Annotated in this window: 24 protein-coding genes, 2 pseudogenes and 1 riboswitch; of the genes and pseudogenes, 13 read left to right on the top strand and 13 right to left on the bottom strand. The window is 67.3% G+C overall.

What is annotated here, in order from left to right:
• Nucleotides 1–71 precede the first annotated feature (71 nt).
• Entirely contained in the window at nt 72–281 is a 210-nt protein-coding gene (locus ACPTTC_RS25250; RefSeq protein WP_175970446.1) for a hypothetical protein, read from the bottom strand.
• Nucleotides 282–738: 457 nt separating this feature from the next.
• Here ACPTTC_RS25250 and ACPTTC_RS25245 point away from each other — a divergent pair, with 457 nt between their 5' ends.
• The 4 genes from ACPTTC_RS25245 (at nt 739) to ACPTTC_RS25230 (ending at nt 3,875) form a co-directional block, all read left to right on the top strand.
• Complete coding sequence (locus ACPTTC_RS25245; RefSeq protein ID WP_423394386.1) at nt 739–1,155, top strand: nuclear transport factor 2 family protein; 417 nt, start codon at nt 739–741, stop codon at nt 1,153–1,155.
• A 121-nt stretch (nt 1,156–1,276) separates the two neighbouring features.
• Nucleotides 1,277–2,035, top strand: a complete 759-nt coding sequence (locus ACPTTC_RS25240; protein ID WP_423394385.1) for an SDR family oxidoreductase — start codon at nt 1,277–1,279, stop codon at nt 2,033–2,035.
• A gap of 40 nt (nt 2,036–2,075) precedes the next feature.
• The gene (locus ACPTTC_RS25235; RefSeq protein WP_423395714.1) at nt 2,076–2,909 is read left to right on the top strand and encodes an SDR family NAD(P)-dependent oxidoreductase; all 834 of its coding nucleotides are present in this window, start codon (nt 2,076–2,078) and stop codon (nt 2,907–2,909) included.
• A 57-nt stretch (nt 2,910–2,966) separates the two neighbouring features.
• On the top strand, nt 2,967–3,875 hold the full coding sequence (locus ACPTTC_RS25230; protein ID WP_423394384.1) for an NAD-dependent epimerase/dehydratase family protein: 909 nt from the start codon (nt 2,967–2,969) through the stop codon (nt 3,873–3,875).
• A 96-nt stretch (nt 3,876–3,971) separates the two neighbouring features.
• Here the strand turns inward: ACPTTC_RS25230 and ACPTTC_RS25225 are convergent, their stop codons facing one another.
• The 5 genes from ACPTTC_RS25225 to ACPTTC_RS25205 all read right to left on the bottom strand — a co-directional run bounded on the left by ACPTTC_RS25225 (nt 3,972) and on the right by ACPTTC_RS25205 (nt 9,437).
• Entirely contained in the window at nt 3,972–5,837 is a 1,866-nt protein-coding gene (locus ACPTTC_RS25225; protein ID WP_423394383.1) for a phosphoenolpyruvate carboxykinase (GTP), read from the bottom strand.
• Between the two features lie 526 nt (nt 5,838–6,363).
• Complete coding sequence (locus ACPTTC_RS25220; RefSeq protein WP_423394382.1) at nt 6,364–7,140, bottom strand: glucose 1-dehydrogenase; 777 nt, start codon at nt 7,138–7,140, stop codon at nt 6,364–6,366.
• 114 nt (nt 7,141–7,254) lie between these two features.
• A complete protein-coding gene (locus tag ACPTTC_RS25215; RefSeq protein ID WP_423394381.1) occupies nt 7,255–8,010 on the bottom strand; it encodes an SDR family NAD(P)-dependent oxidoreductase in 756 nt (251 codons plus the stop codon).
• 9 nt (nt 8,011–8,019) lie between these two features.
• Nucleotides 8,020–8,886 (bottom strand): SDR family NAD(P)-dependent oxidoreductase, encoded by an 867-nt coding sequence (locus tag ACPTTC_RS25210; RefSeq protein WP_423394380.1) that lies wholly within the window; start codon nt 8,884–8,886, stop codon nt 8,020–8,022.
• Nucleotides 8,887–8,936: 50 nt separating this feature from the next.
• Nucleotides 8,937–9,437, bottom strand: a complete 501-nt coding sequence (locus ACPTTC_RS25205) for a nuclear transport factor 2 family protein (RefSeq protein WP_423394379.1) — start codon at nt 9,435–9,437, stop codon at nt 8,937–8,939.
• A gap of 212 nt (nt 9,438–9,649) precedes the next feature.
• Here ACPTTC_RS25205 and ACPTTC_RS25200 point away from each other — a divergent pair, with 212 nt between their 5' ends.
• Both ACPTTC_RS25200 and ACPTTC_RS25195 read left to right on the top strand, forming a co-directional pair.
• Complete coding sequence (locus tag ACPTTC_RS25200; RefSeq protein WP_423394378.1) at nt 9,650–10,162, top strand: nuclear transport factor 2 family protein; 513 nt, start codon at nt 9,650–9,652, stop codon at nt 10,160–10,162.
• A gap of 50 nt (nt 10,163–10,212) precedes the next feature.
• Entirely contained in the window at nt 10,213–10,929 is a 717-nt protein-coding gene (locus ACPTTC_RS25195; protein WP_423394377.1) for an EthD domain-containing protein, read from the top strand.
• A gap of 28 nt (nt 10,930–10,957) precedes the next feature.
• Here the strand turns inward: ACPTTC_RS25195 and ACPTTC_RS25190 are convergent, their stop codons facing one another.
• The 3 genes from ACPTTC_RS25190 to ACPTTC_RS25180 form a co-directional block, all read right to left on the bottom strand.
• Nucleotides 10,958–11,323 carry a hypothetical protein gene (locus ACPTTC_RS25190; RefSeq protein WP_423394376.1) on the bottom strand — a complete coding sequence of 122 codons (366 nt, stop codon included), beginning with the start codon at nt 11,321–11,323 and terminating at the stop codon, nt 10,958–10,960.
• Nucleotides 11,324–11,443: 120 nt separating this feature from the next.
• Nucleotides 11,444–12,391 (bottom strand): alpha/beta hydrolase, encoded by a 948-nt coding sequence (locus ACPTTC_RS25185; protein ID WP_423394375.1) that lies wholly within the window; start codon nt 12,389–12,391, stop codon nt 11,444–11,446.
• Nucleotides 12,392–12,483: 92 nt separating this feature from the next.
• On the bottom strand, nt 12,484–13,356 hold the full coding sequence (locus ACPTTC_RS25180) for a hypothetical protein (protein WP_423394374.1): 873 nt from the start codon (nt 13,354–13,356) through the stop codon (nt 12,484–12,486).
• A 243-nt stretch (nt 13,357–13,599) separates the two neighbouring features.
• Between ACPTTC_RS25180 and ACPTTC_RS25175 the strand changes: the two genes are divergently transcribed.
• From ACPTTC_RS25175 to ACPTTC_RS25160, 4 genes are all read left to right on the top strand, one after another.
• Nucleotides 13,600–14,103 (top strand): YbaK/prolyl-tRNA synthetase associated domain-containing protein, encoded by a 504-nt coding sequence (locus tag ACPTTC_RS25175; RefSeq protein ID WP_175953781.1) that lies wholly within the window; start codon nt 13,600–13,602, stop codon nt 14,101–14,103.
• Nucleotides 14,104–14,165: 62 nt separating this feature from the next.
• Entirely contained in the window at nt 14,166–14,804 is a 639-nt protein-coding gene (locus ACPTTC_RS25170) for a helix-turn-helix transcriptional regulator (protein WP_423394373.1), read from the top strand.
• Nucleotides 14,805–14,865: 61 nt separating this feature from the next.
• On the top strand, nt 14,866–15,840 hold the full coding sequence (locus ACPTTC_RS25165) for a threo-3-hydroxy-L-aspartate ammonia-lyase (protein ID WP_423394372.1): 975 nt from the start codon (nt 14,866–14,868) through the stop codon (nt 15,838–15,840).
• 117 nt (nt 15,841–15,957) lie between these two features.
• Nucleotides 15,958–16,206 carry a hypothetical protein gene (locus ACPTTC_RS25160; protein WP_423394371.1) on the top strand — a complete coding sequence of 83 codons (249 nt, stop codon included), beginning with the start codon at nt 15,958–15,960 and terminating at the stop codon, nt 16,204–16,206.
• Nucleotides 16,207–16,241: 35 nt separating this feature from the next.
• On the opposite strand, the gene ACPTTC_RS25155 is transcribed toward ACPTTC_RS25160, so the two are convergent.
• From ACPTTC_RS25155 to ACPTTC_RS25140, 4 genes and pseudogenes are all read right to left on the bottom strand, one after another.
• Nucleotides 16,242–17,066, bottom strand: a complete 825-nt coding sequence (locus ACPTTC_RS25155) for an SDR family NAD(P)-dependent oxidoreductase (protein WP_423394370.1) — start codon at nt 17,064–17,066, stop codon at nt 16,242–16,244.
• A gap of 91 nt (nt 17,067–17,157) precedes the next feature.
• Nucleotides 17,158–17,295, bottom strand: a pseudogene (locus ACPTTC_RS25150) (SDR family NAD(P)-dependent oxidoreductase); the annotation flags it as partial.
• Between the two features lie 34 nt (nt 17,296–17,329).
• Nucleotides 17,330–17,757, bottom strand: a pseudogene (locus ACPTTC_RS25145) (zinc-binding dehydrogenase); the annotation flags it as partial.
• Entirely contained in the window at nt 17,758–18,918 is a 1,161-nt protein-coding gene (locus ACPTTC_RS25140; protein ID WP_423394369.1) for an alpha/beta fold hydrolase, read from the bottom strand.
• A 168-nt stretch (nt 18,919–19,086) separates the two neighbouring features.
• Between ACPTTC_RS25140 and ACPTTC_RS25135 the strand changes: the two genes are divergently transcribed.
• The 3 genes from ACPTTC_RS25135 (at nt 19,087) to ACPTTC_RS25125 (ending at nt 22,630) form a co-directional block, all read left to right on the top strand.
• Nucleotides 19,087–20,025, top strand: coding sequence for a LysR family transcriptional regulator (locus ACPTTC_RS25135; protein ID WP_423394368.1), 939 nt, complete (start codon nt 19,087–19,089; stop codon nt 20,023–20,025).
• Between the two features lie 143 nt (nt 20,026–20,168).
• Nucleotides 20,169–20,361, top strand: a riboswitch (cobalamin riboswitch).
• Nucleotides 20,362–20,450: 89 nt separating this feature from the next.
• Nucleotides 20,451–20,618, top strand: coding sequence for a hypothetical protein (locus tag ACPTTC_RS25130; protein ID WP_226197560.1), 168 nt, complete (start codon nt 20,451–20,453; stop codon nt 20,616–20,618).
• 83 nt (nt 20,619–20,701) lie between these two features.
• Nucleotides 20,702–22,630, top strand: coding sequence for a TonB-dependent receptor domain-containing protein (locus tag ACPTTC_RS25125; RefSeq protein WP_423394367.1), 1,929 nt, complete (start codon nt 20,702–20,704; stop codon nt 22,628–22,630).
• Nucleotides 22,631–22,751: the final 121 nt, after the last annotated feature.

The following is a 22,751-nucleotide window of genomic DNA, read 5'->3' as shown; positions in this document are numbered from 1 at the left end:
GGTGACAGCGGTCCGTGCACCGTCGCACCGCGACGGCATCCGATATTGCACGGCGCGCGGCGGCGCCGGCGTCACATGCCGCGCATCGCGGCGAAACCGAAGTGCGACGGATCGATCGGCACGCAACCGGTCGGCAGGCCGTTCGCGTCGACCGAGCGGCATTGCAGGATGCCGGCTGCATACGGCGGCGACGGGACCTGATCGGCGCCGTATCGCGCCATCGCCATGACAGCGAACGTGCCCATCGCCAATACGCACAGCTTGCGCGTCGTCAGTCTCATGATCGTCGTCCCCTCCGGTGGTCCGCTGATGCGGTTCGTGTCCGGCGCGCATCGCATGCGGCGCCGGATGACTGCACGGTAGCCAGCGCCCGGCCGCCGGCCATCGTCCGTTTCGACTAGGGGCAAACGCTGAGCAGGCGATGCGCGGCCTGACGCATCGCAACATCGCACGCTTCGGCTTCGCCCACGTGGATGAACGGGACCCGTCGCGCGCCTGTCGCAGCCGGCCGCACGAATCGTCAGACGCATGCCGTGCACGGGCGCTGCGCCGCACCATCCATGCCCCCTCATGTGACGCGCGCGGCCTGCCCCGGTGTTTTCCCCGACCCTCGCCCTGCTCCGTATGGATGATGAATCCCGGCCTGCCCGGTGCGAACCTGCCGTCGACGTCGCAATGCCGCCGCGTCGGCCCGCCTCGCGCGGCCGGCGCGCTCCGTCCTTCCACGGGAGCCAACGCATGACCGATTCCAATCCCCGCCACGCGCTGTACGAACTTGCGTGCCTCTACGCGCAAGCCGTCGACCGGCGCGACTGGCCGCGACTCACCACGCTCTTCACCTCCGATGCAACCCTGGCCGGCCCCGGCTTTCGCTTCGACGACCGCGACGCGATCGTCGCGGGCATGCGCGTGATCGAGCGCTACGAAGCGACCCAGCATCACGTGCACAACCAGCTCATGACACTCGACGGCGGCGAGGCCGACGTCGAGACCTATGGCGTCGCCTGCCACGTCTACGTGCGCGACGGCGTGAAGCGCAAGCTCGACTGGGGGCTGCGCTATCGCGACCGCTGCGTGTTCGACGGCGTCGCGTGGCGCTTCACCGCGCGCACGCTGCACGTCGACTGGGCACAAGACCTGCCGCTGGCGGGCTGAACGATGCGCCACCCTGCTCCCGTCGACGGCCGCACCGCGCTCGACGCGATCAAGGCCGGCCGCGCGCCGGGCGCCGCATGAGCACCTCCCTGCTTTCAACGTCAAAGGAATTCGACCGCCCATGAATCGAGTCGCAAACAAGGTCGCGCTGGTCACCGGCGCGGCAAGCGGCGTCGGCCGCGCGGATGCGCTGCTGCTCGCCGCCGAAGGCGCGCGTGTCGTGCTGACCGACATCGACGAGGATGCAGGCCGCGCGCTCGCGCGCGAGATCGGCGACGCGGCACTGTTCGTCCGCCACGACATCGCCGACGAAGAAGGTTGGCAGCATGCGATCGCGTCGACGCTCGACCGCTTCGGCCGTCTCGACGTGCTCGTCAACAACGCGGCGATCTGCCCGGTCGGCTCGATCGAGGACACGAGCCTCGACACATGGCGGCGCGTGATGCGCACCAACGCCGATGGCTATTTCCTCGGCTGCAAGCATGCGATCCGCGCGATGAAGGGCAACGACACGCCGGGCTCGATCGTGATGATGTCGTCGGTCGCCGCACTCGGCGGGTTGCCGATGATGTGCGCGTACACCGGGTCGAAAGGCGCGGTGACGGCGCTCGCGCGCAGCGTCGCCGTGCACTGCAAGCGCAGCGGCTACCGGATCCGCTGCAACTCGATCCATCCGGACGGGATCTGGACACCGATGACGCAGGCGCTGATGCCCGATCTCGACCCGGCCGCGCTCGGCATCGGCAGCGACCCGATGGCGCGCATGTGCGCCCCGCAGGACGTCGCGAATCTCGTGCTGTTCCTCGCGTCCGACGAATCGCGCTTCGTGAACGGTGCGGAGCTGCGGATCGACAACGCGCAACTGGTGTCGTCGCTGTGACGCGGCGCAACGCTTTTCCATTCGAAGGAGTGCATCGATGATTTCATTCACCGGCAAGACCGTGTTGATCACCGGCGGCGGCGCGGGCATCGGCCGCGCGTGCGCGGAAGCGTTCGGCGCGGCCGGCGCGCGCGTCGCGGTGGCCGAGATCGATCCGGCCCGCGCGCAGGACGTGCGCCAGGCGCTCGAAGCGGCGGGCGTCGATGCGCTCGTCGGCACCGTGGACGTCACGCGTCGCGACGAGGTCGATGCGTTCGCGCGAACCGTCGATGCACGTTTCGACGGCCTCGACGTGCTCGTCAACAATGTGGGCGATTTCCTGCAGATCGCGAAACCGTTCGACGACTGCACCGACGACGACATCGCGCGGCTGTTCGACGTGAACCTGCGCCAGGCGTTCATCGTCACGCGCGCGATGCTGCCGCTGCTGCGCAAGCGCGGCGCGGGCAGCAGCATCGTCGGCGTGTCGTCGATCGAAGGTTTCCGCGCGATTCCGAACTGCACCGTGTACGCGTCGTTCAAGGCCGCGCTGACCGGCTTCACGAAGAGCCTCGCCCTCGAGCTTGGGCCGGCCGGCATACGCGTGAACCAGATCGCCCCCGAAACCACCGAGACGCCGCAGGTGCCCGTCAGCGCAATGGTCGCGGCCGAGCATCGCGAGCACATCCCGCGCTGGATCCCGCTCGGGCGCTTCGGCACGGCCGGCGATATCGCGGGCGCCGCGCTGTTCCTCGCGAGCCCGCTCGCCGCATGGGTCACCGGCACGACGCTGCATGTCGACGGCGGCGCGCTCGCGGCGGCCGGCTGGTATCGCGACCCGAACGGCTTCTGGACCAACCTGCCCGTCGTCACGGGCAACGGCTTCAACTTCTGAGCGGCACCGCTCGCCTGTTCATTTCACGCGGCGCAGTGGCGCCGCCACGGAGACTCCATGAAGATCCTGATCGTCGGCGGCACCGGCCTCATCGGCGGCCATGCCGCGCTGCACCTGCATGCGCAGGGCAACCACGTCACGCTCGCCGCGCGCAAGCCGCCCGCGCCCGACAGCGCACTCGCGCAGTTCGACGTCCTGCTGCGCGACTACGTGGCCGGCACCTTCACGCGCGACGACCTCGCGCCGTTCGACGCGGTGGTGTTCGCGGCCGGCAACGACATCCGCCACCTGCCGCCCGGCACCGACGAAGCCGCGCACTGGGAACGCGCGAACGTCGACGCGGTGCCGCGCTTCTTCGCGCTCGCACGCGACGCGGGTGTGAAGCGTGCGGTGCTGGTCGGCAGCTTCTATCCGCAGGTCGCGCCGGCGCTCGTCGACACGGTGCCGTACGTCCGCTCACGCCATCTCGCCGACGAACGCGTACGCGCGCTCGCGGCGCCGTCGTTCGCCGTCTGCAGCGTCAATGCACCGTTCGTCGTCGGATCGGTACCGGGGCTGCGCAACGCGATGTTCGCCGCCTATACCGGCTATGCGCAGGGCCAGTTCGCGGGGCTGCCCGTGTTCGGGCCGGCCGGCGGCAGCAACTTCATCTCGACGCAATCGCTGTCGGAAGCGATCTGGGGGGCACTGCAGCGCGGCGAAGCGGGCAAGGCCTACCTCGTCGGCGACGAGAACCTCAGCTTCGCCGACTACTTCGCGGCGTTCTTCCGCGCGGCCGGCAATCCGCAGCACGTGCCGTCGCTCGACCAGGAGCATCCGCTGCTGCCCGACATCGCGATCTATACGGGGCGCGGCAACGTCGTGTCGTACGAGCCCGATCCGGCCGACAGCGCGCTGCTGCGCTACCGGCGCGGCGACGTGCAGCGCGCGGTGGACGAAGTCGTTGCGCATTGCCGCGCGCAATGAGCGAACGGCGCGCGTACGCAGCGGATGCGAAAACGTCCCGCCGCCGGCAATGCATGCCGGCGGCGGGACGTCAGGGTACGACGTCGATGCGAACCGTCAGGCGCCGATGCGCTGCTCGATCTTCTTCATCGTGTCGGTCATTTCGGCCGGCAGGCGCAGCTTCAGCATATCGAACAGCGCCGCATGAAGCTTCAGCTCCTCGCGCCATTCGTCGGCGTTCATCGACGTCACCGCCTCGAACTGTTCGCGCGTGAAATCGAGGCCGTCCCAGTGCAGGTCCTCATACGCCGGCGACACGCCGAACGCATGCTCGCCGCCGCCACCCGTGCCTTCGAGACGATCGAGCATCCACTTCAGCACCCGCATGTTCTCGCCGAAGCCCGGCCACACGAACTTGCCGTTCGCATCCTTGCGGAACCAGTTCACGCAGTAGATCTTCGGCAGTTTCGCGCCCGCGCCTTCGAGCTGCTTGCCGAGTTTGAGCCAGTGTGCGAAATAATCGCTGACGTTGTAGCCGCAGAACGGCAGCATCGCGAACGGATCGCGACGCACGATGCCCTGCTGTCCGACCGCCGCGGCGGTCGTCTCCGAGCCCATCGTCGCGGCCATGTACACGCCTTCGACCCAGTCGCGCGCCTCGGTCACCAGCGGCACGGTCGTCGAACGGCGGCCGCCGAAGATGAACGCGTCGATCGGCACGCCGGCCGGGTTCTCCCAGTCACCGTCGATCGACGGGCACTGCGCGGCCGGCGCCGTGAAGCGCGAGTTCGGGTGCGCCGCCTTGCGGCCCGTTTCCTTGCCGATTTCCGGCGTCCACGGGTTGCCCTGCCAGTCGGTCAGCTTCGCGGGCGGCGTGTCGGTCAGCCCTTCCCACCACACGTCGCCGTCTTCCGTCAGCGCGACGTTCGTGAAGATCACGTTTTCGGTGAGTGTCGAAATCGCGTTCGGGTTGGTCTTCACGCCGGTGCCCGGTGCGACGCCGAAGAAACCGGCTTCCGGGTTGATCGCATACAGCCGGCCGTCGCGGCCCGGCTTCAGCCACGCGATGTCGTCGCCGATCGTCGTAACCTTCCAGCCGTTGAAGCCCCGCGGTGGAATCAGCATCGCGAAGTTGGTCTTGCCGCACGCGGACGGGAACGCGGCCGCGACGTGATATTTCTTGCCCGCCGGCGACGTCACGCCGAGGATCAGCATGTGCTCGGCGAGCCAGCCCTGGTCGCGGCCCATCGTCGACGCGATACGCAGCGCGAAACACTTCTTGCCGAGCAGCGCGTTGCCGCCGTAGCCCGAGCCGAAGCTCCAGATCTCGCGCGTTTCGGGGAAATGCACGATGTACTTGACCGGGTTGCACGGCCACGGCACGTCCTGCTGGCCGGCTTCGAGCGGATGGCCGACGCTGTGCACGCACGGCACGAACTCGCCGTCCTCTCCCAGCACGTCGTACACCTCACGGCCCATGCGCGTCATGATCCGCATGTTCACGACGACGTACGGGCTGTCGGACAGTTCGACACCGACATGCGCGATCGGCGAGCCGAGCGGGCCCATCGAAAACGGCACGACGTACAGCGTGCGGCCACGCATCGAGCCGCGGAACAGGCCGTTGAGCGTCTCGCGCATTTCGGCGGGTTCGATCCAGTTGTTGGTCGGGCCGACGTCGTCGCGCGATGCCGCGCAGATGAACGTGCGATCCTCGACGCGCGCGACGTCGGACGGATCGGATTGCGCGAGATACGAGTTCGGGCGCTTCGCCGGGTTCAGGCGCGTGAGCGTGCCCTGGTCGACCATCGCCTGGCACAGCGCGTCGTTTTCTTCCTGCGAACCGTCACACCACACGACGCGCTCGGGCTCGGTCAGCGCCGCGATGCGCGACACCCAGTCGATCAGCTTGCGATGTTTGACGAAAGCCGGCGGAGCGACGAGCGGGCCGTGCGTGGCTGCGGCCAAAGAGTTTTGCGACATGAGGATGTCTCCAGATTATTGGGCGGGGATGGGGGTTGCGGGGCGAGCCCGCGAGATGGGGGATGCGATTGGAGCGCAGGGTGCGGCGGCGCGCAGGACGGGACGCGCGAGCGGAGCGCGCGTCGATACCGCGATGCATGCGAGAGAAGGTGATGTCTCTTTAGTAATTGCGAACGCGAGTTTCGCCATACAAGCAACCTGCCGTACAACGTCATGACGGCCAGCATACCATCGCCGTTATTCGGCAGACGTTGCGTTGCAACAAGAAACAACTCCGCCGGCGAGCGGGCACGCCGGTTGCCTGTGCGTTCTTTTTTGCAGCGCCATTGCGCGCGCTTTGGGGACGAAACGGCCAGGACGGCCGTCCGTCAACGGTTTCGCGGGAGCGGCAAATCTGGCGCGCCGCTCCCGCGTGAGACCAACGCGGACACGGGCCGTGCGAATTCACGTTTTCGCTACTCAGGCAAACCCTGAATTAGGTTGCGTACACAAACATCTGACGTGAAGGCTCGGCAGGCACCCCTGCTCAAAACGGCGCGCCGGGCAATCCGGGGTAATACGCGCCTGCCGCCATCCCGCCGTCGACGGCCAGCTCGGCGCCGTTGCAGTACGACGCTTCGTCGCTCGCGAGGAACAGCGTCGCACGCGCGATTTCGTCGGGCAGGCCGACGCGCTGCAGCGGCACGTTCGCATAGTGCTTGTTGATGTCCTCGAGCGGCGCGCCGGTCGGGTTCGACATCGCGGTGTTCACGCCCCCCGGATGGATCGAATTCACGCGCACGCCCTGATGGCCGAGTTCGAGCGCCGCGACCTTCGTCAGCCCGCGCACGCCCCACTTGCTCGACACGTACGCGGCCAGTGCGTTCACGCCGCGCAGCCCATCCACCGACGAGATGTTGACGATCGACCCGCTCTTCTGCACGATCATGCGCGGCGCGATGGTTCGGATTCCGACGAACGTCCCGACGAGGTTGATCGACACCGCGCGCTCGAAATCGCGTTTCGACAGTTCGGTGATGCCGCCGAACGTCAGCACGGCTGCATTGTTGACCAGTACGTCGATACGGCCGAACTGCGCCATCGTCGCGTCGGTCACGCGCACCCAGCTCGCTTCGTCGGCGACGTCGAGCCGCATGAAGCGCGCCGCGTCGCCGAGTTCGCGCGCGAGCGCTTCCCCTTCCGCGTCGAGCACGTCGCCGATCACGACGCGCGCGCCCTCTTCGACGAACAGCCTGCACGTCGCCGCGCCCATGCCACGCGCACCGCCCGTGACGATCGCTACCTTTCCTTCCAGTCGACCCATGTCGTCCTCCGTTCGAATCCGGTTTGCCGGCTGCGACCTACGCGCATGCGTGAGCGTGCTTGCCGGATCATGATTGGCACGCGGCCAGCGCCGCGCGCTTGTCGGCCTCCGCAGTCAGCCCCAGTACGCCTGCCCGCCGTCGAGCGGCAGCGTCGCGCCCGTCAGGTATGCGGCGTCGCGGCTCGCCAGGAACACGATCGCGCGCCCGATGTCCTGCTCGCAGTCGCCGACGCGGCCGAGCGGAATCGTGCGGAAGAACGCGGCGGCTTCCTGCGGATTGGCGTCGATCCAGCCTTTCAGGCCCGGCGACAACGCATGCGGCGCGACCCCGTTCACGCGGATGCCGTCCACGCCCCATTCGCACGCCGCCGCGCGCGTCAGCGCACGAATCGCCTCCTTGGTCGCGGCGTACGCGCCGTAGCCGGACGCATCCCAGCGCACCGCGGCCGACGAAGCGAAATTGACGATCACGCCGTCGCCCTTCAGATACGGATGGCACGCGCGCATCATCCGCAGCGTCGCGATCGGCCCCGATTCCAGCCCCGCCAGGAAATCCGCGTCGGTCACGTCGAGCAGGCGGCCGAGCGGCACGACCTGCGCGTTGTTGATCAGGATCTGCACGCCGCCCAACCGCGCGACGACGCTGTCGACGCACTGCTCGATCTGCGTCGCGTCCATCACGTCGCACACGAACGGCTCGGCCACGCCGCCGCGCGCGCGGATCGTCTCGCAGGTCGCGAGCAGCTTGTCGCGGGTACGACCGACCACCGCGACCCGCGCGCCTTCCTCTGCGAGCGCCTGCGCGACGCCCTGGCCGACGCCCTGCCCCGCGCCCGTCACGAGCGCGACCTTGCCTTTCAGGATGTCCATGCGCGCGCCTCAGGCGACGATCGCCGGATGCGCCTGCACGGGCCCGCCGAGCAGTTCGCGGTACGACGGCGGCTGCTTGCCGTCGAGATCGGCGATGCCGTACCGCAGCGCGGCTTCCGCGCCGACGAGCACCTGCCCCGACAGCGCCATGCGCTGCGGGTCACCGTGAATCGCGTGAATCACGCGGCCCGTGAACTCGGGGCTTTCCGCGACGAGCGAAAATTCCTTGTACAGATCCGGGTGTGCTTCCCACACGCGCGTCGTGCGCTCGGTGCGCAGCGGCCCCATCCAGATCGACACGGCCGCGACGTCGAACGGCTTCAGGTCGACGGCCATGTCCTTCGCGAACTTGTCGACGCCGGACTTCTGGGCGCCGTAAGCCGCGCCGTGCATGTAGCAGCTCGCACCGAACGACGACGTGAACGCGATCAGCCCGCTGCGGCGTTGCGCCATCAGCCGCGCCGCGTGCCAGCTCGCGACATAGGCCGAGCGCAGCCCGACATCGAGGATGTTGACGAGGTCGAGCGACTTCTCCCAGAACGGGCCCGGCAGGATCAGCTGATCGTGCAGGCAAGTCGCGTTGTTGACGAGAATGTCGAGCCGGCCGCTGTCGCGTTCGACACGCTCGAACAGCGCCTTCACTTGCGCATCGTCCGCGTGGTCGCAGGCCACCGCGATCCCGCGACCGCCGAGCGCATCGATCTCGCGTGCGGTCTCGTGAATCGTGCCGGGCAGCGGCGCGTCGCCTTCGTTCTGCGAACGGCCCGTTACATAGACGGTCATGCCGGCCGCGCCAAGCGCACGCGCGATGCCCTTGCCCGCGCCGCGCGATGCGCCCGTCACGACGGCAACCGGCGCATCGTGGTTCCGTGTCATGTTCGATGTCTCCTGTGGAATGTGCGCCACGTGCGTGGCGCTGGCGTGCGTCAGGCGGCCGGCGGCTGCGCGCCGGCGAACAGCACGCCGGGCGCATCGCCTTCGTAACGGGCCGACAGCGTCGACGTGACGACGCAGCGCGTGCCCGCGATCCGCCATTCGCCGTCGACCTTCCGGTATGCGTCGTCGTAGTACGCGCCGAGCTGCGTGAGCGTGCGCGCATTCGTGTCGATCATCTGGTAGTGCAGGCCCCACGTGCCGCGTGCATGCGTCGCATCGAGCACGTCGATCTCGGGATTGACGCCGTGATGCATCTCGACGATGTGCGGATGGCAGCCGAGTTGCGCGAACACGTCGACGAGCGCGTCGCGTGTGTCGAACGTGCCGATCCGACCGTAGTCGATATGCACGGGGCCAGGCGCGAAGCAATCGCGCATCCCTTGCGGATCCTTGCGGTCGCAGCACGTGAAGTAGCGCGCCTTCAGCCGGCGGATCGCGTCGGCGTCCTCGAGCCGGCGCACGCGCGCTTCCAGCGATTCGATGAGGGTCATCCTGTCTCCTTGTTCGGTGCCCGCGCGGTTCGAACGCCGCGTCGATGCCACGTTACCGCCGTGCGATGCACCGGCCATCACCCGTTCGGATGAAATCCGTGATTCGTTTCGACAGCGCCGTCCAGGTGCGGCAACGGCGTTCGTCCGAACAGACGATGTGATGCAAGCGGCTTCGTTCCTACCATCGAACGACACCACCACGAGACCCGGCGATGGACGACACGACCCGCACGCTCCATGAGTACGAGCAGATCCGACAGTTGAAGTACCGGTATTTCCGCGCGGTCGACACGCACGACTGGGCGCTGCTCGCCGATTGCCTGACCGAAGACTGCGAGGCGCGGCTGTACGGCGGCCGCTATGCGTACGACGGCCGCGACGCGTTCGTGTCGAGCCTGCGCGCGCTGATCGGCAAGCCGACCTTCCTGACGATGCATCACGGCCACCATCCGGAGCTCACGCTGGTGTCGGCCGATCACGCGTGCGGCGTGTGGTTTCTCGAGGATCATGCGATCAATCTTGAGGATGACTACCTGCTGCACGGCACCGCGTTTTACGACGACCAGTACGTGAAACGCGCTGACGGTTGGCGCATTCACGCGACGCGCCACGAGCGCCTGTTCGAAACCGTCACGTCGCCGATCCCGCCGTCGTTCACGCTGACCGCGAACCGGTTTGCACCGGGTGTGGATGGTGTGCATGGCGCGGTCGCCACCGCTTCCTGAACCCCGGCGGCACCGCCGCCGATCCCGTCAATCCCCGTGGAGCCGAAGCAATGGAGAAAGTCATTTACGTGTTGTGGCGCGACGCGCAGGCCGCGCCCGATCAGTGGAGCCGCGCGGTGCGCACGCAACTCGCCGACACGCTGCTGTCGCTCGGCGCGCACGGCGTGCAGGTGAACGTCGCCGATGCGGATGTCGCGCCGGCCGCCGGCCTGAAGCAGACCAACACGCACCCGGGCATCGACGGGATCGTCGCGGTGTGGGTCGATAGCGCGAACGCGATGTTCCGCCAGCCGTTCGACGATGCGGTGCGCGCGGTGGTCCCGCACATGGCCGCGTATCTCGTCACCGAGTCGCAGCCGATTCCGAATACGCGCTTTCCGGCGCGGCCCGGCGAGCGCACGACGGGCTTTTCTCAGCTCGCGTTCCTGAAGCGGCCGCCGCGGCTGACGCACGAAGCGTGGCTCGACGTGTGGCACGGGCATCACACGCGCGTCGCGATCGATACGCAGGACAATTTCCTGTATGTGCAGAACGTCGTCGTGCGCGCGCTCACGCATGTGGCGCCCGGCTACGACGCGATCGTCGAGGAATGCTTTCCGGCCGCGGCGATGACCGATCCGCATGCGTTCTTCGACGCGGTCGGCGATGACGGGAAATTCCAGCGGAATGTGGCGGATATGATGGACAGCTGCGGGCGCTTCATCGATTTCGACAAGATCGACGTAGTACCGACGAGTCAGTATGTGGTGAAGGCGGTTCGAGGGTAGGTTCGGGCGATCGCGTGGTGCGGTCGGCTCACGCGAACTTGCCGAAATCCACGTCTTCCTTGACGAACTTTCCTGTCGACAGCAGTGCGCGTTCGATGTCCGCGATGATCGAAACATTGTCGCGCGTCGCGGTCACGAACAGCCCCCAGAGATCTTCGTCTATTTCGTACGCGCCCCGTGCATAGGTCCAATAGCTGAAAAATTGGTCGTGAGACAAGGTGACTGCGGGTTCGTCGAGGCCGTGCGGATGCGGAACCCTTACGGCGTGCAGGGCATCCCGCAGGATCGCCGCGACATCCGGAAAATCGGCAGCGCGATGGTCATCCAGGATCTCGACCAGAAGATTGCTGCCGTGGAAGACTGGCCGGATACGGAATCGAATCAGGTTTGTCATGCGCGTTCTCCTGCTTTCATCCACGACCGAACGAGCGCCCATGGCCCGCCGCCGCCCAAAGTTGACTCATGCATCCACCCACCGTTACGGACAATGGACGTTCGACGTCATCCGGCCGTGTCAGGCCGCCTCGCCGGACAAACCGGTTTCGCACGAATCCTGACGCCGACTCACGGTCGATCCGGTCACCAACTTTGAAACTGCTTCCACCACGCCATCCGCGAGCGGCAGATCCGGGTTCGAGTACGCGGCGAGGTTTTCGTGCAGATCCGCCGTGCGAACCGTCTTGAGGACGTGATTGGCGTCGGCGATCAGCGCCATTCCGGCTCGTGGATTGGCACGCTGCAGAAGCTCCGCGTCCTCTATGGCAACCTGGATATCCCGCGTGCCCTGCACGATGAGCACCGGCTTCGTGTAATCCGCCAGCACGGCCGCCGGATCGACGGTCAGTTCGCTCATCAGGAAACGCTGGACTTGCGGCCTGAACAACGGCATAAGTGCTGGATCGATGCGGGTCGCGTCTACGCGTTTCCCGGCTTCCAGGGATGCGAGGATCGATAGCGCATTTTCCAGGACCGGGGCGTTGGCCGGGTTCGATTGCAGTTGTTGCCGCAGTACGTGCACGAGCGGACGCCCCGCCGTGGAAACCAGGATCAGGCCGGCGATGTCGGCCGATTGCCGAGCAGCCAGCATTGCCACCAGCCCGCCCTCGCTATGCCCCAACACCCATACGCCGGGCGCCCCCGTCCGCGCCCGGATGGCCGCTACCCACGCATGGACGTCGGCCGCGTAGTCGTCGAGCGTGACGTCATCGGCATCCGGAACCGCCGACGCGCTGCCGTACATGCCGCGCTTGTCGATTCGAACCGACGCGATGCCTTCATCGCGCAATCCTTCCGCGAGCAACCGGTACATCGACGCCTGGATCCAGTTCGGCGCGTTGCCGTTCCTGTCGGTCGGGCCCGAGCCCGGCACGATCAGCACCACCGGGGCGTCGCCGGTATCCGGCGACAACAGCGTGCCTTTCAGCGGGCCGACGGGGCCCGGCGCTTCGATTTCCGTCTGCATGGTTTGTAAGGGATCTCGCTGATGAAAAACCATAGCCAACGGCTGCAAATGTGCATGAGACCGTCGATACCGGGCCCACACGCAGCCGGCTTTCAGTGCCAGTCGCCGGCGAATCGACGCGGCTGATACGTCTTCTCGTTCCAGGTAAACCGCGCGGACTTGCCCGACGCGGCCTTGCCCTTCGGACGCACGACGAGGTCGTAATGCCCGTGGGTCATGTGAGGGCTGAACGACAGCGCGTAATGAACCTGCTGCGTGTTTTCCGCATCGCACGCATCCTGCGCCGCGTCGCCCTGATCGTTGCCTTTCCCGGCCTTCGCCGCGACGCATTCCGCCGCCCCGTCCTTGTCATAGGTCGACCAGTCGGTCACCGCGGTGAAGATGGGTGTCACGCGAGCATCGGCATAGCGATACAGGCTCAGTATCTCGTTCGTATCGCTATGCGAGGTCGATGTGTAGTTATTGTTGAAACGGACGCCAAACGCAGTTTCCTGCGCGCTGATTCGGTAAGGGATCACGTCCATGGTCAGGAACGCGTTCCACAACATCGGTGACGTATCGACGCGCTCGCTTCGATCGCTCGCGAGCAGGTGGAACCCTTGCCCGTCGCGGGTCAGGACACCGGTCCACAGCGCCGCGTCGATGTCGTCGGTCGAGCGCTGGACCAATGCAGCCACGACCCACAGCGGCCCTGCAGCCGCCGGCCCATGCGCCCATGGCGACAGCGCGACACCCTTGATGCTGTCGGCCGGCGCGGGATCGTTGCCCATCAGGACACGCAACGCAGCTTGCTGGTCCAGGTCGCTCACATCGCTCGCGGCAAATGTGCAATTGGCAAAAAATGCCAGTATGAGCGCCAGCATCGCCTGTCCGTAAAAGTGACGTTTCTTCCTGTTTCTGTCGCCTGGATGTCGCTGCCCCGAGAATGAATCGTCTCGGCGCTTTTCCTGCATGTTGGTCAACATTGTTCGTGTATTCCTCGTCGATCCATCTTCCAACCGGTTTCAAGCACGCTTCGTCCGGGCCTCGGATTTGGCCGACCGCCATTGTCGACGACTTGCGCAGCAACGTCGACTGACCGTCGCTCCCCGCCCCGCTCTTTGCCGCCCCATGACAAAACGTCTATACTTGGACATTCCATCGACCGACTCGCCGAAGCACCCACCCCGGCGCGCCGCGATCCCCCGGCCCCACCTGCCCGGAGCGACATGAGCGACTATTCCGTTTTCGACACGCTTTGCGATCTGCTGAACACATCCGGCGCGCGGTTCCGTGTGCTGGAGCATCCGGCCGAAGGGAAATCCGACGCGATCGCCGCGCTGCGCGGCACACGCCCCGAACAGGGCGCGAAGGCGATGCTGTGCGCGTTCAAGGATGGCGGCGACGCCACCGCGCTCGCGGTCATTCCGGGCCACCTGAAGATCGATTTCCGCAAGGTCGCCGATGCGCTCGGCCGCCGCAAGGCAACACTCGCGTCGCCGGACCTCGCGGCCGCCGTCACGCGCTGCGTGATGGGCGCCGTGCCGCCGTTCGTGTTCGCCCCCGGCGTGACGCTCGTCGTCGATCCCGCCCTGGTCGAACGCAACACCGAGATCGCTTTCAACGCCGGCCGCCTCGACCGCTCCGTCGTGCTCGACGCGGCCGACTATGTGCGGATCGCGCAGCCGCTGCTCGCCGACATCACGCGGCCGGAAGCCGCGGACGGCGAATAACACGCCGGTTGCCCCTTTCCCGAAGCCGTCGCATCGATCCGAAACCTGACCGCGAAACCATCATGACTCCCACCCGGAAACGCGCGCTGTCCGAGCAGGCATCGCTGATCGAACAGGTGCAGCGCATTGCCGAAGGGCTCGGCGCGATGTTCGCGCCGTTCACCGAGGTCGTGGTTCACGACCTGCGCACGCCGAAGCACGCGATCCTCGCGATCCACAACAACCTGTCGGGGCGCGCAGTCGGCGATCCCGCGACCGAGCTCGGCCTCGCCCGCATCGCGGACGAAGCTTTCCCGCCAGTGCTCGCGAACTACCCGAACCGCTTCGCCGACGGCCGCACCGCGAAAAGCACGTCGATCGGCATCAAGGATTCGACCGGCCGCTATGTGGCCGCGCTGTGCCTGAATGCCGACGTCACGCTGTTCCGCGGTTTCCAGGGCATGCTGAACCAGTTCTGCAGCACCGACGGCGAAGCGGTTGCGGAAACGCTGGACCCCGCCGGCGCGGATGCGATCCGGCAACGCATCGACGCATTCGCAATGCGCCTCGCGACGACGCCGCGCGAACTGAAGACCGACCAGCGCCGCGAGCTGATGCAGACACTGAAGGCCGACGGTTTCCTCGAGGTACGCCGCGCGATGGAGATCGTGTCGCAGCATCTCGGCGTCTCGCGCGCGACCGTCTACAACGATGCGAAATGACCCACGCGCGATACCCGCGCGGCTTTCCTGCTGACCGATTCTTACGACCACCGGGCATCCCATGAACTCTCCGACTCTCCCCACCTACGACGACGTTGCCGCCGCCGCGGCCCGACTCGAGGGCCATGCGCACCGCACGCCGGTGATGACGTCGCGGACGATCGACGAAGCGCTCGGCGCGCAAGTGTTCTTCAAGTGCGAGAACCTGCAGCGCATGGGCGCATTCAAGTTCCGCGGCGCGTTCAACGCGCTGTCGCGTTTCGACGCGGAGCAGCGCCGCAACGGCGTCGTCGCCTTCTCGTCCGGCAACCATGCGCAGGCGATCGCGCTGTCCGCGCGCATGCTCGGCATTCCCGCGACGATCGTGATGCCGCAGGATGCGCCGGCCGCGAAGATGGCCGCGACGCGCGGCTACGGAGGCAACGTCGTGACCTACGACCGCTACACCGAGGATCGCGAACAGATCGGGCGCGATCTCGCCGCGCAGCACGGACTCACGCTGATCCCGCCCTACGACCACCCGGACGTGATCGCCGGCCAGGGCACGGCGGCCAAGGAACTGTTCGACGAAGTCGGCCCGCTCGATGCGCTATTCGTGCCGCTCGGCGGCGGCGGGCTGCTGTCGGGCACCGCGCTCGCCACGCGCGCGCTGTCGCCGCACGCGGCACTGTACGGCGTCGAGCCGGAAGCCGGCAACGACGGCCAGCAATCGTTCCGGTCCGGCGCGATCGTGCATATCGACACGCCGCACACGATCGCCGACGGCGCGCAGACGCAGCACCTCGGCAACCTGACGTTCCCGATCATCCGACGCGACGTCGACGACATCCTGACCGCGACGGATGCGGAACTGGTCGACTGCATGCGCTTCCTCGCCACTCGTATGAAGATTGTGGTCGAGCCGACCGGCTGCCTGTCGTTCGCCGCGGTGCGACGGATGAAGGACGCACTGCAGGGCAAGCGCGTGGGCGTGGTGATCAGCGGCGGCAACGTCGATCTCGAGAACTTCTGCGCATTGGTGTCGGCGCCGGCATGAGCGTCGCGGCGCGCATGAACATTCCGTCATGCGCGCCGCATCACGCCTTCACGGCGCGTTAAGTTTCGCGCCCTAGACTGATTAGGTTGTCCCGTAGTCAGTCGTGAAGGAGCCACCATGAAATCGCACGCGATCGTCGCCGCCGCCCTGGCGGCTGCTTCCCTTTCGGCGTTCGCTCAACCGGGCGTGACGTCATCCGGTTTCCCCGCCGCGTCGCCGCACGACGCCGTTGCGCAGGCGACGCACCGTTCGCCCGCCGCGTTGCCGCACGCCGGCTTCGTGCTCGCAAAAATCGATCAGAACAATACGCCGCCCGATCGCGGCGGCGACCCGAGCGGCCGCACGCATTCCGGCACGCACATGTGACGGCGGGCGCCGGGCGCGGCTGCCGCGCCCGGCCCTCAGAACGACGGCAGCGACGGATCGCGTGAAGCGAGAATGGCGTCGGTGCGCCGCTGCAGCGCGCCGTCGATCGTCTCCGGTTGCGGAATCAGCCAGTAGCGCCCTTCACGAATACCGTCGAACACGCGCTCGGCGAACGCGTCGGGCGTGAGCCCGTGCGCGTTCAGCATCGCGCGCATCGTATCGACGAAGCCGCGCACTTCGGGCCGGTCGTGCGCCGCGCCGAACGGGTCGTTGAAGATGCCCGACTGCACGGGGCCCGGCGCGAGCAACGACACGCCGACCGGCGCACCCAACATCTTCAGTTCTCCATACAGCGATTCCGTCAGCGCGACCACCGCGAATTTCGTCGCCGAGTAAGGCGACATCAGCGGGCTCGGCAGGAACCCGCCGACCGACGCGGTATTCACGACCCGCACCGGCACGTTGCGCTCGAGCATCCGCGGCACGAAGCTGCGGATCCCGTTCAGCACGCCGTGCACGTTGATCGCGAAGCTGCGCTCGAAGCGTTCCGGCGTGATTTCCCAGGTGAAACCGGTCGCCATCACGCCAGCGTTGTTGAACAGCAGGTCGACACCGCCGAAGCGCTGCCAGGCGGCCTGCGCCAACGCGTCGACGGCTTCCGGCCGGCTGACGTCGGTCGGCACGCACAAGACGTCGGTGTCGAGCGTCGCGGCGAATGCGTCGAGCTTCGCCGGGTCGAGATCGGCCAGCACGACGCGCATGCCGAGCCTGGCGGCGTGGCGTGCGAGCCCGCTGCCGATGCCGCTGGCCGCGCCGGTGATCACGGCGGTGCCGCCGTCGAAACGAATCGAGTTCGTCATGTCAATCAAAGTCCTGTCGGGTCGAGGTGGGGATGCGCATACGCGGGAATCACCGGCGGCGGTACCGTGCGGCCGTCGAGCGAACGCACCGCGCGTTGCTGCGCGCCGTCACGACGACGGTCGCGCCCTCGGATGCGAGTCGCTGCGCGATCGCACGGCCAATGCCGCGGCTTGCGCCCGTCACGAGCGCGCGCTTGCCGGCCAGTACGCCGGTTTGGGTGTCGGTCATCGTTGTCTCCTGTGATGAGCGCACGGGCCGCTCGGCCGGCGATATCCGCAACATGAAGGATCAGCTTGGTTTCTGCCTCGCCCGTTTGAACGAGATCGAGTGCGCGGGCCGCCTGTTCGAGCGGAATACGCTCGAAACGCGGCACGCGCAGCGCGCGCTTTTCGAGCAGCCCGGCGATCCGGCCGAGCGCGCCGCCGCTCGGCATCCGGCTATAGGTCATCGCGGTGCGCAAGCCGCGCCGGGCGCGCCAGCATGCACCGCGAGCCGCATCGCGAACGTGCCGACCGCGCCCGCGCCGCCGTGCACCAGCACGGTCTAGCCCGCGCGCAGCGCGCCGTCGTCGAACAGGCCGGCCCATGCGGCGAGCGCAGGCTTGGGCACCGTGGCGGCTTCCGCCACGCTCACCGCATCGGGCACGCGCGCGACGGAGTCGCGGCGCACGACCACGTATTCCGCTCCCGCTCAGTCGAGCCCCAGCGGATTCGAAATGCGCAGCTTCCAGCCGCCGCCCGCGCTTCGCGCCATCACCTGCGTCGCCGTGCCGGTTTCGGTCCGCGCCATGCCGTCCGGACGCGCGATCGTGAGCGTCCAGTCGAGCAGCACCAGCGCGACATCCCCGCTAACGAGCGTGCGACGCACCCGATTGACGATCCGCGGACGCATGGCCAGCAGCGCGGCGAATTGCGACCGCAATGCCACACGATCGCCGGCGACGATCTCGCCGTTCGTCATCCGCATCGTCGCGTCGTCACTGAACAGCGTGACGACCGCGTCGGCGTCGCCGGCATTGAACGCCGTGTCGAATGCAGCCGGCACCTGCTCCGGCGTACGCGCTGCGTGGCCCAGCCCGTCGACGAAACGGCGGATCAACCCCGCGACCGCGGCCGGCGCTTCCAGCGGCGACAGGTGGCCGACACCCGGCAGGATCTCGAGACGTGCTCGCGGAATTCTCGGCAGCAGCTCGGCCTGCAATGTGTCGACGCGATCCACCTGATCGCGCTCACCGGCAATCACGAGTACCGGCACGTCGATCGCCGCGACCTCGGCCGTGATGTCTTCCCGCATCGCGACGTTCGGCCACGCGAATTTCGCTTGCGGCGCCCCGCGCAGACTGTCCTCGATCACCTGCTCGCGGCGGGCCGGTTCGAGCGGGCTGCCGGCAAGCACATGATCGACCACCTGGCCGATCGACTCGCGCGTATCGTATGCACCGGCCATGCCCGCGCGCTGCGCGTCGGGAAGTTGCATGGGCGACGGCGGCGACGGCGCGACCAGCACGACGCCTTCGAGCCCGCGCGGCCGGCGCGACGCCAGCAACTGCGCGGTCTTGCCGCCCATCGAATGGCCGACGAGCACGTAGCGCTTCAGGCCGAGCGCGGCGATCACGCCCTGCGCGTCGTCGGCCAGGTCGGCGATCGTGTAGCCGGCTTCAGGCGCCTCCGAATGCCCCCAGCCGCGATGATCGGTCGCGACGGTCCGGTATGCGTCGGACAGTTCGTCCGCGACGAATCGCCAGGTGCGGGACGAGCCGCCCCAGTAATGCAGAAAAACCAGTGCTACTTCGCCGTGCCCCTGTTCGCTGACGCGAATCCGGATGCCGTTTGCGTGAATGTCCGTTGCCATGACCGCTCCGTCGAGACGTGATGAAGAAAGGTGGAACGCGGCCTTCGCCCGGTCGGGCCCGGCCCGCGTTCGACCGTGACGTCATCGTAGAGACGGGCACCGGATTTGATAATTGGCGATTCGCGACGTGCAGTCGATAATCAGGCTATCGAATCGAGGAGAGGGTTCATGGACCGCTTCACCTGCATCGGCGTGTTCGTGGCGGCCGTCGACGAGGGCAGCCTCGCGGCGGCGGCGCGGCGTTACGGGCTGTCCCCGGCGATGGCCGGCAAGTACGTGAGCGCGCTCGAAGCCGAGCTGAACGCGCGGCTGCTGCAACGCACGACGCGCCGCCTCAGCCTGACGGAGGTCGGCCATACGTACTACGACCGCTGCAAGCGGATACTCGAGGCGTTCGACGAGGCGAATCGCGAGGCGAGCGATTCGCAGGGCGTCGCGCGCGGCGTGTTGCGCGTCGCCGCGCCCGTGACGTTCGGCGCGATGCACCTGGGGGACGTGGTCGCGCGCTACCTGGACGCACATCCGGGCGTCGACGTCGAAGTGCTGCTCGACGATCGCTATGCCGACCTGCTGAGCATCGGCGCGGATCTCGCGATCCGGATCGGGCGCTTGCCCGATTCGGGGCTCGTCGCGCGACGCATCGCGCCGTGCCGCATGACGGTGTGCGCGTCACCCGCGTATCTCGCGCGCCACGGCACGCCACGCACGCCCGACGACCTGCGGCGCGCGCACCGGCTCGCGTTCAGCGAAGCCGTGTCGGCCGGTGACTGGACGCTCGTCGATGCGAACAACCGTGCGCACGCGATCGACGGCGCCTGCCGGCTGTCCGCCAACAACATGCAGATGCTGCTGGCGGCCGCGCTGGCCGGCGCGGGCGTCGCCTACGGGCCGACCTTCGTGTTCGGCGGCCATCTGGCGCGCGGCGAACTCGTCGCGCTGCTGCCCGACTATCACGCGACAGCGCTGACGATTCAGGCCGTGTACCCGAGTGCACGCCACGTGTCGCTCAAGATGCGCCGGTTCGTCGACTATCTGGTCGAGGCGTTCGGCGAGTCGCCGCCGTGGGACGGCCCGTGGCCCGCGCAACCGGCGCCTCCGATCGCGTAACCTCGTCACCATTCATCAGACTTGAGCGCATTTCAATGCACGTTCCGGCACCGATTTGAAAGAAATTAGAAAGGAACTGTTGCCATTCGCGCGCATTCCGGGCGGCACGCACACGAACGATTGACGCGCCGCCGACGTGCCCATTACCCTTGCGCGCTGATGGTTCCCGGAGACGGGATCAAAAGGGAACGCAGGAGAGGCCGCGCCTCGAATCTGCGGCTGCCCCCGCAACTGTGAGCGGCGAATCCGTGCCACCGCATGCCACTGGGAAACCGGGAAGGCTGGCACGAATCAGGACCCGCGAGCCAGGAGACCTGCCATCGACCCGAGGTCCAAGCAGCCGCACCGGGCGGGGTGTCCCGATGCGCCAGCACCGCCTTTGGCGGTGCCCGTTGCATGGACGGCCCGACCTCAGGATCCGCCCGATGTCCACCGTTACCGCATCCGCTTCCGCTCCGGAAGCGTCGCACCGGCACGCCGCCGGCATGCACGGCCCGCCTGCTCGCGCGCGCCGTTCCCGCTCGATCGCGTCAGCCGGCATGCGCCGCGCCGACGCCCGCGACAAGGGCCTGCCCGGCCCGGTCGCGCGATAACCCGATCACCGATAACAAAACCGGTGCTGCCCGCCGCCCGCTCACGATCGACGCATGCGCAGCCCGGCAACAGCGACAGCCAGATGAAGATTCGACACCTCCTTGCCACGTCCGCCGCGACCGCGCTCCTCTCGCCCCTCGCCCACGCAGCCGGCGACGCCGCGGTTTCGCAACCGGCCCCGGCCGCCGAAAGCGCCGACCTGCCGACGATCAACGTGACCGACACGCGCCGGCTGCCCGAGTCGTTCGACCAGCGCTATGCGACGACCCAGGTGCTCACGCGCACCGATCTCGACCGGCTGTCGCCGAGCGATCCGAGCATCACGCAGGCGCTTGCAACGCTGCCCGGCGTGACGGTCTCGCAGAACGGCGGGCCCGGTTCATCCGCGTCGGTCAGCATCCGCGGCTCGTCGGCCAGCCAGGTCGCCGTGTTCATCGACGGCATCCGGATCGGCTCGTCGACCACCGGCATCGCGCCGTGGGCGGATCTGCCGACCGAAGCGTTCGAACGCGTGGAAGTGATCTCGGGGCCGGCCGCCGCGTCGTTCGGCGCCAATGCCATGGGCGGCGTCGTGCAGCTCTTCACCCGCCGCGCGGCCAACCAGCCGAACCAGACCACCGTGTCGTTCGGCGGCGGGTCGAACAAGACGTTCGACACGCAGCTGCGCACGTCGGGCACGGTGCCGTCGACCGGGCCGCTCGCCGCGCTCGGCGGGCTCACGTACTCGCTCGGCCTGCACTCGTACAACACGGCCGGCATCGACTCGACGCGGCCTTTCGCGTACGGGCATGAGGACGGCCGCAACCCGTACCACGCGCAGGATCTCGATGCGCGCCTCGGCTACGCGCGCGACAACTGGTCGATCTCGACGTTCGCGCTGTATCACCGGTCCGATCTGTCGTTCGATAATCTCGGCGGTGGCAACCGCCAGCTCGATCATCAGTTGACGACCGGTGTCGCGTTCCATCTCGACATCACGCCGGACACGCAGTTCGACCAGTCGTTCGGGTATTCGAACGATCGCGGGTTCATCTACGCGAACGATCCGACGATCCCGACCGACCAGATCAATTCGCAGCGCATCAGCACGTCGACGTCGCTGACGCATCAGGAGCGCGGGTTCCATCTGTTCGGACTGCCGCTGTCGGGCGAAACCAAGCTCGCGTACGACTTCACGCGTGAGCAGGCATTCCTGCCGATCGACATTCCGAACGGCGTGCCGACGCGCAACGATTCTGCGTTCTCGCTGCATCAGTCGACGACGCTCGGCAGCGTGACGATGTTCCTCGCGGGGCGTCATGAAATCATCGCCGGGCAGTCGGTGAATACGGGTAACGCAGCGCTGTCGTGGGCGATCACGCCGGTCTACACGGCGCGCGTGTCGTACGGCAATGCGTTCCGGCTGCCGACGTTCAACGACCTGTACTACCCCGGCTACGGCAATCCGAATCTCAGCCCCGAGCGCAGCAATTCGGTCGAGGCCGCGATCGACGCGAACACGTCGTACGGCACGTTCACAGCCGCGATCTACGACACGCGCGTCAGCAACCTGATCGCGTACAACCCGGCGACGTTCTCGCCAATCAACATCGGCCGCGCGCATATTCGCGGGATCGACCTGTCGTACAAGGGGACGATCGGCCGCTCGACGCCGGTAAGCCTCGCGGTCGGGATCCTGAATCCGCAGGACGAGACCAACGATTCGTGGCTCAACCGCCGGCCGCGCCAGACGGTCAGCCTCAACATCGATCACACGTGGGATGAACTACACCTGCATGCGTTGAGCACCGGGGCATCGCTGCTTTATGGCGGCACGACGTTCGACGACCCGGCGAACTCGACCTATCTGCCTTCGTATCTGACGGTCGGGCTGCGCGCGTCGTACCGGATCAATTCGCACCTGACCGTGTCGGCGACGGTGTCGAATCTGTTCGATCGGCAGTATATGACCGCGTACGGGTACAACACGCTTGGGCGGACGGCGTTCGGGAAGGTTAGTTACACGTTCTGACATGTTGATGGGGAGGCCTTGGCGCGGTGTGCGGCAAGGCCTGGGTAAGCGGCCCCGAAAATTCCCGGACAGGTCACAACGACATCGAAAATCAGTCCTGCAAAAATGGGGGGGCCATAGA

Origin of the sequence: Burkholderia mycopellens, from assembly GCF_964265025.1 — a bacterium.
Taxonomy (GTDB): Bacteria; Pseudomonadota; Gammaproteobacteria; order Burkholderiales; family Burkholderiaceae; genus Burkholderia.
Note: the sequence above shows the minus strand (reverse complement) of the source record. Positions and strands in the feature narration are given on the sequence as shown.

What these genes read in the sequence shown, in the direction of transcription:
- ACPTTC_RS25250 (WP_175970446.1), bottom strand. Translation starts at nt 281, where the DNA reads ATGAGACTGACGACGCGCAAGCTGTGCGTATTGGCGATGGGCACGTTC.
- ACPTTC_RS25245 (WP_423394386.1), top strand. Translation starts at nt 739, where the DNA reads ATGACCGATTCCAATCCCCGCCACGCGCTGTACGAACTTGCGTGCCTC.
- ACPTTC_RS25240 (WP_423394385.1), top strand. Translation starts at nt 1,277, where the DNA reads ATGAATCGAGTCGCAAACAAGGTCGCGCTGGTCACCGGCGCGGCAAGC.
- ACPTTC_RS25230 (WP_423394384.1), top strand. Translation starts at nt 2,967, where the DNA reads ATGAAGATCCTGATCGTCGGCGGCACCGGCCTCATCGGCGGCCATGCC.
- ACPTTC_RS25225 (WP_423394383.1), bottom strand. Translation starts at nt 5,837, where the DNA reads ATGTCGCAAAACTCTTTGGCCGCAGCCACGCACGGCCCGCTCGTCGCT.
- ACPTTC_RS25220 (WP_423394382.1), bottom strand. Translation starts at nt 7,140, where the DNA reads ATGGGTCGACTGGAAGGAAAGGTAGCGATCGTCACGGGCGGTGCGCGT.
- ACPTTC_RS25215 (WP_423394381.1), bottom strand. Translation starts at nt 8,010, where the DNA reads ATGGACATCCTGAAAGGCAAGGTCGCGCTCGTGACGGGCGCGGGGCAG.
- ACPTTC_RS25210 (WP_423394380.1), bottom strand. Translation starts at nt 8,886, where the DNA reads ATGACACGGAACCACGATGCGCCGGTTGCCGTCGTGACGGGCGCATCG.
- ACPTTC_RS25205 (WP_423394379.1), bottom strand. Translation starts at nt 9,437, where the DNA reads ATGACCCTCATCGAATCGCTGGAAGCGCGCGTGCGCCGGCTCGAGGAC.
- ACPTTC_RS25200 (WP_423394378.1), top strand. Translation starts at nt 9,650, where the DNA reads ATGGACGACACGACCCGCACGCTCCATGAGTACGAGCAGATCCGACAG.
- ACPTTC_RS25195 (WP_423394377.1), top strand. Translation starts at nt 10,213, where the DNA reads ATGGAGAAAGTCATTTACGTGTTGTGGCGCGACGCGCAGGCCGCGCCC.
- ACPTTC_RS25190 (WP_423394376.1), bottom strand. Translation starts at nt 11,323, where the DNA reads ATGACAAACCTGATTCGATTCCGTATCCGGCCAGTCTTCCACGGCAGC.
- ACPTTC_RS25185 (WP_423394375.1), bottom strand. Translation starts at nt 12,391, where the DNA reads ATGCAGACGGAAATCGAAGCGCCGGGCCCCGTCGGCCCGCTGAAAGGC.
- ACPTTC_RS25180 (WP_423394374.1), bottom strand. Translation starts at nt 13,356, where the DNA reads ATGTTGACCAACATGCAGGAAAAGCGCCGAGACGATTCATTCTCGGGG.
- ACPTTC_RS25175 (WP_175953781.1), top strand. Translation starts at nt 13,600, where the DNA reads ATGAGCGACTATTCCGTTTTCGACACGCTTTGCGATCTGCTGAACACA.
- ACPTTC_RS25170 (WP_423394373.1), top strand. Translation starts at nt 14,166, where the DNA reads ATGACTCCCACCCGGAAACGCGCGCTGTCCGAGCAGGCATCGCTGATC.
- ACPTTC_RS25165 (WP_423394372.1), top strand. Translation starts at nt 14,866, where the DNA reads ATGAACTCTCCGACTCTCCCCACCTACGACGACGTTGCCGCCGCCGCG.
- ACPTTC_RS25160 (WP_423394371.1), top strand. Translation starts at nt 15,958, where the DNA reads ATGAAATCGCACGCGATCGTCGCCGCCGCCCTGGCGGCTGCTTCCCTT.
- ACPTTC_RS25155 (WP_423394370.1), bottom strand. Translation starts at nt 17,066, where the DNA reads ATGACGAACTCGATTCGTTTCGACGGCGGCACCGCCGTGATCACCGGC.
- ACPTTC_RS25140 (WP_423394369.1), bottom strand. Translation starts at nt 18,918, where the DNA reads ATGGCAACGGACATTCACGCAAACGGCATCCGGATTCGCGTCAGCGAA.
- ACPTTC_RS25135 (WP_423394368.1), top strand. Translation starts at nt 19,087, where the DNA reads ATGGACCGCTTCACCTGCATCGGCGTGTTCGTGGCGGCCGTCGACGAG.
- ACPTTC_RS25130 (WP_226197560.1), top strand. Translation starts at nt 20,451, where the DNA reads ATGTCCACCGTTACCGCATCCGCTTCCGCTCCGGAAGCGTCGCACCGG.
- ACPTTC_RS25125 (WP_423394367.1), top strand. Translation starts at nt 20,702, where the DNA reads ATGAAGATTCGACACCTCCTTGCCACGTCCGCCGCGACCGCGCTCCTC.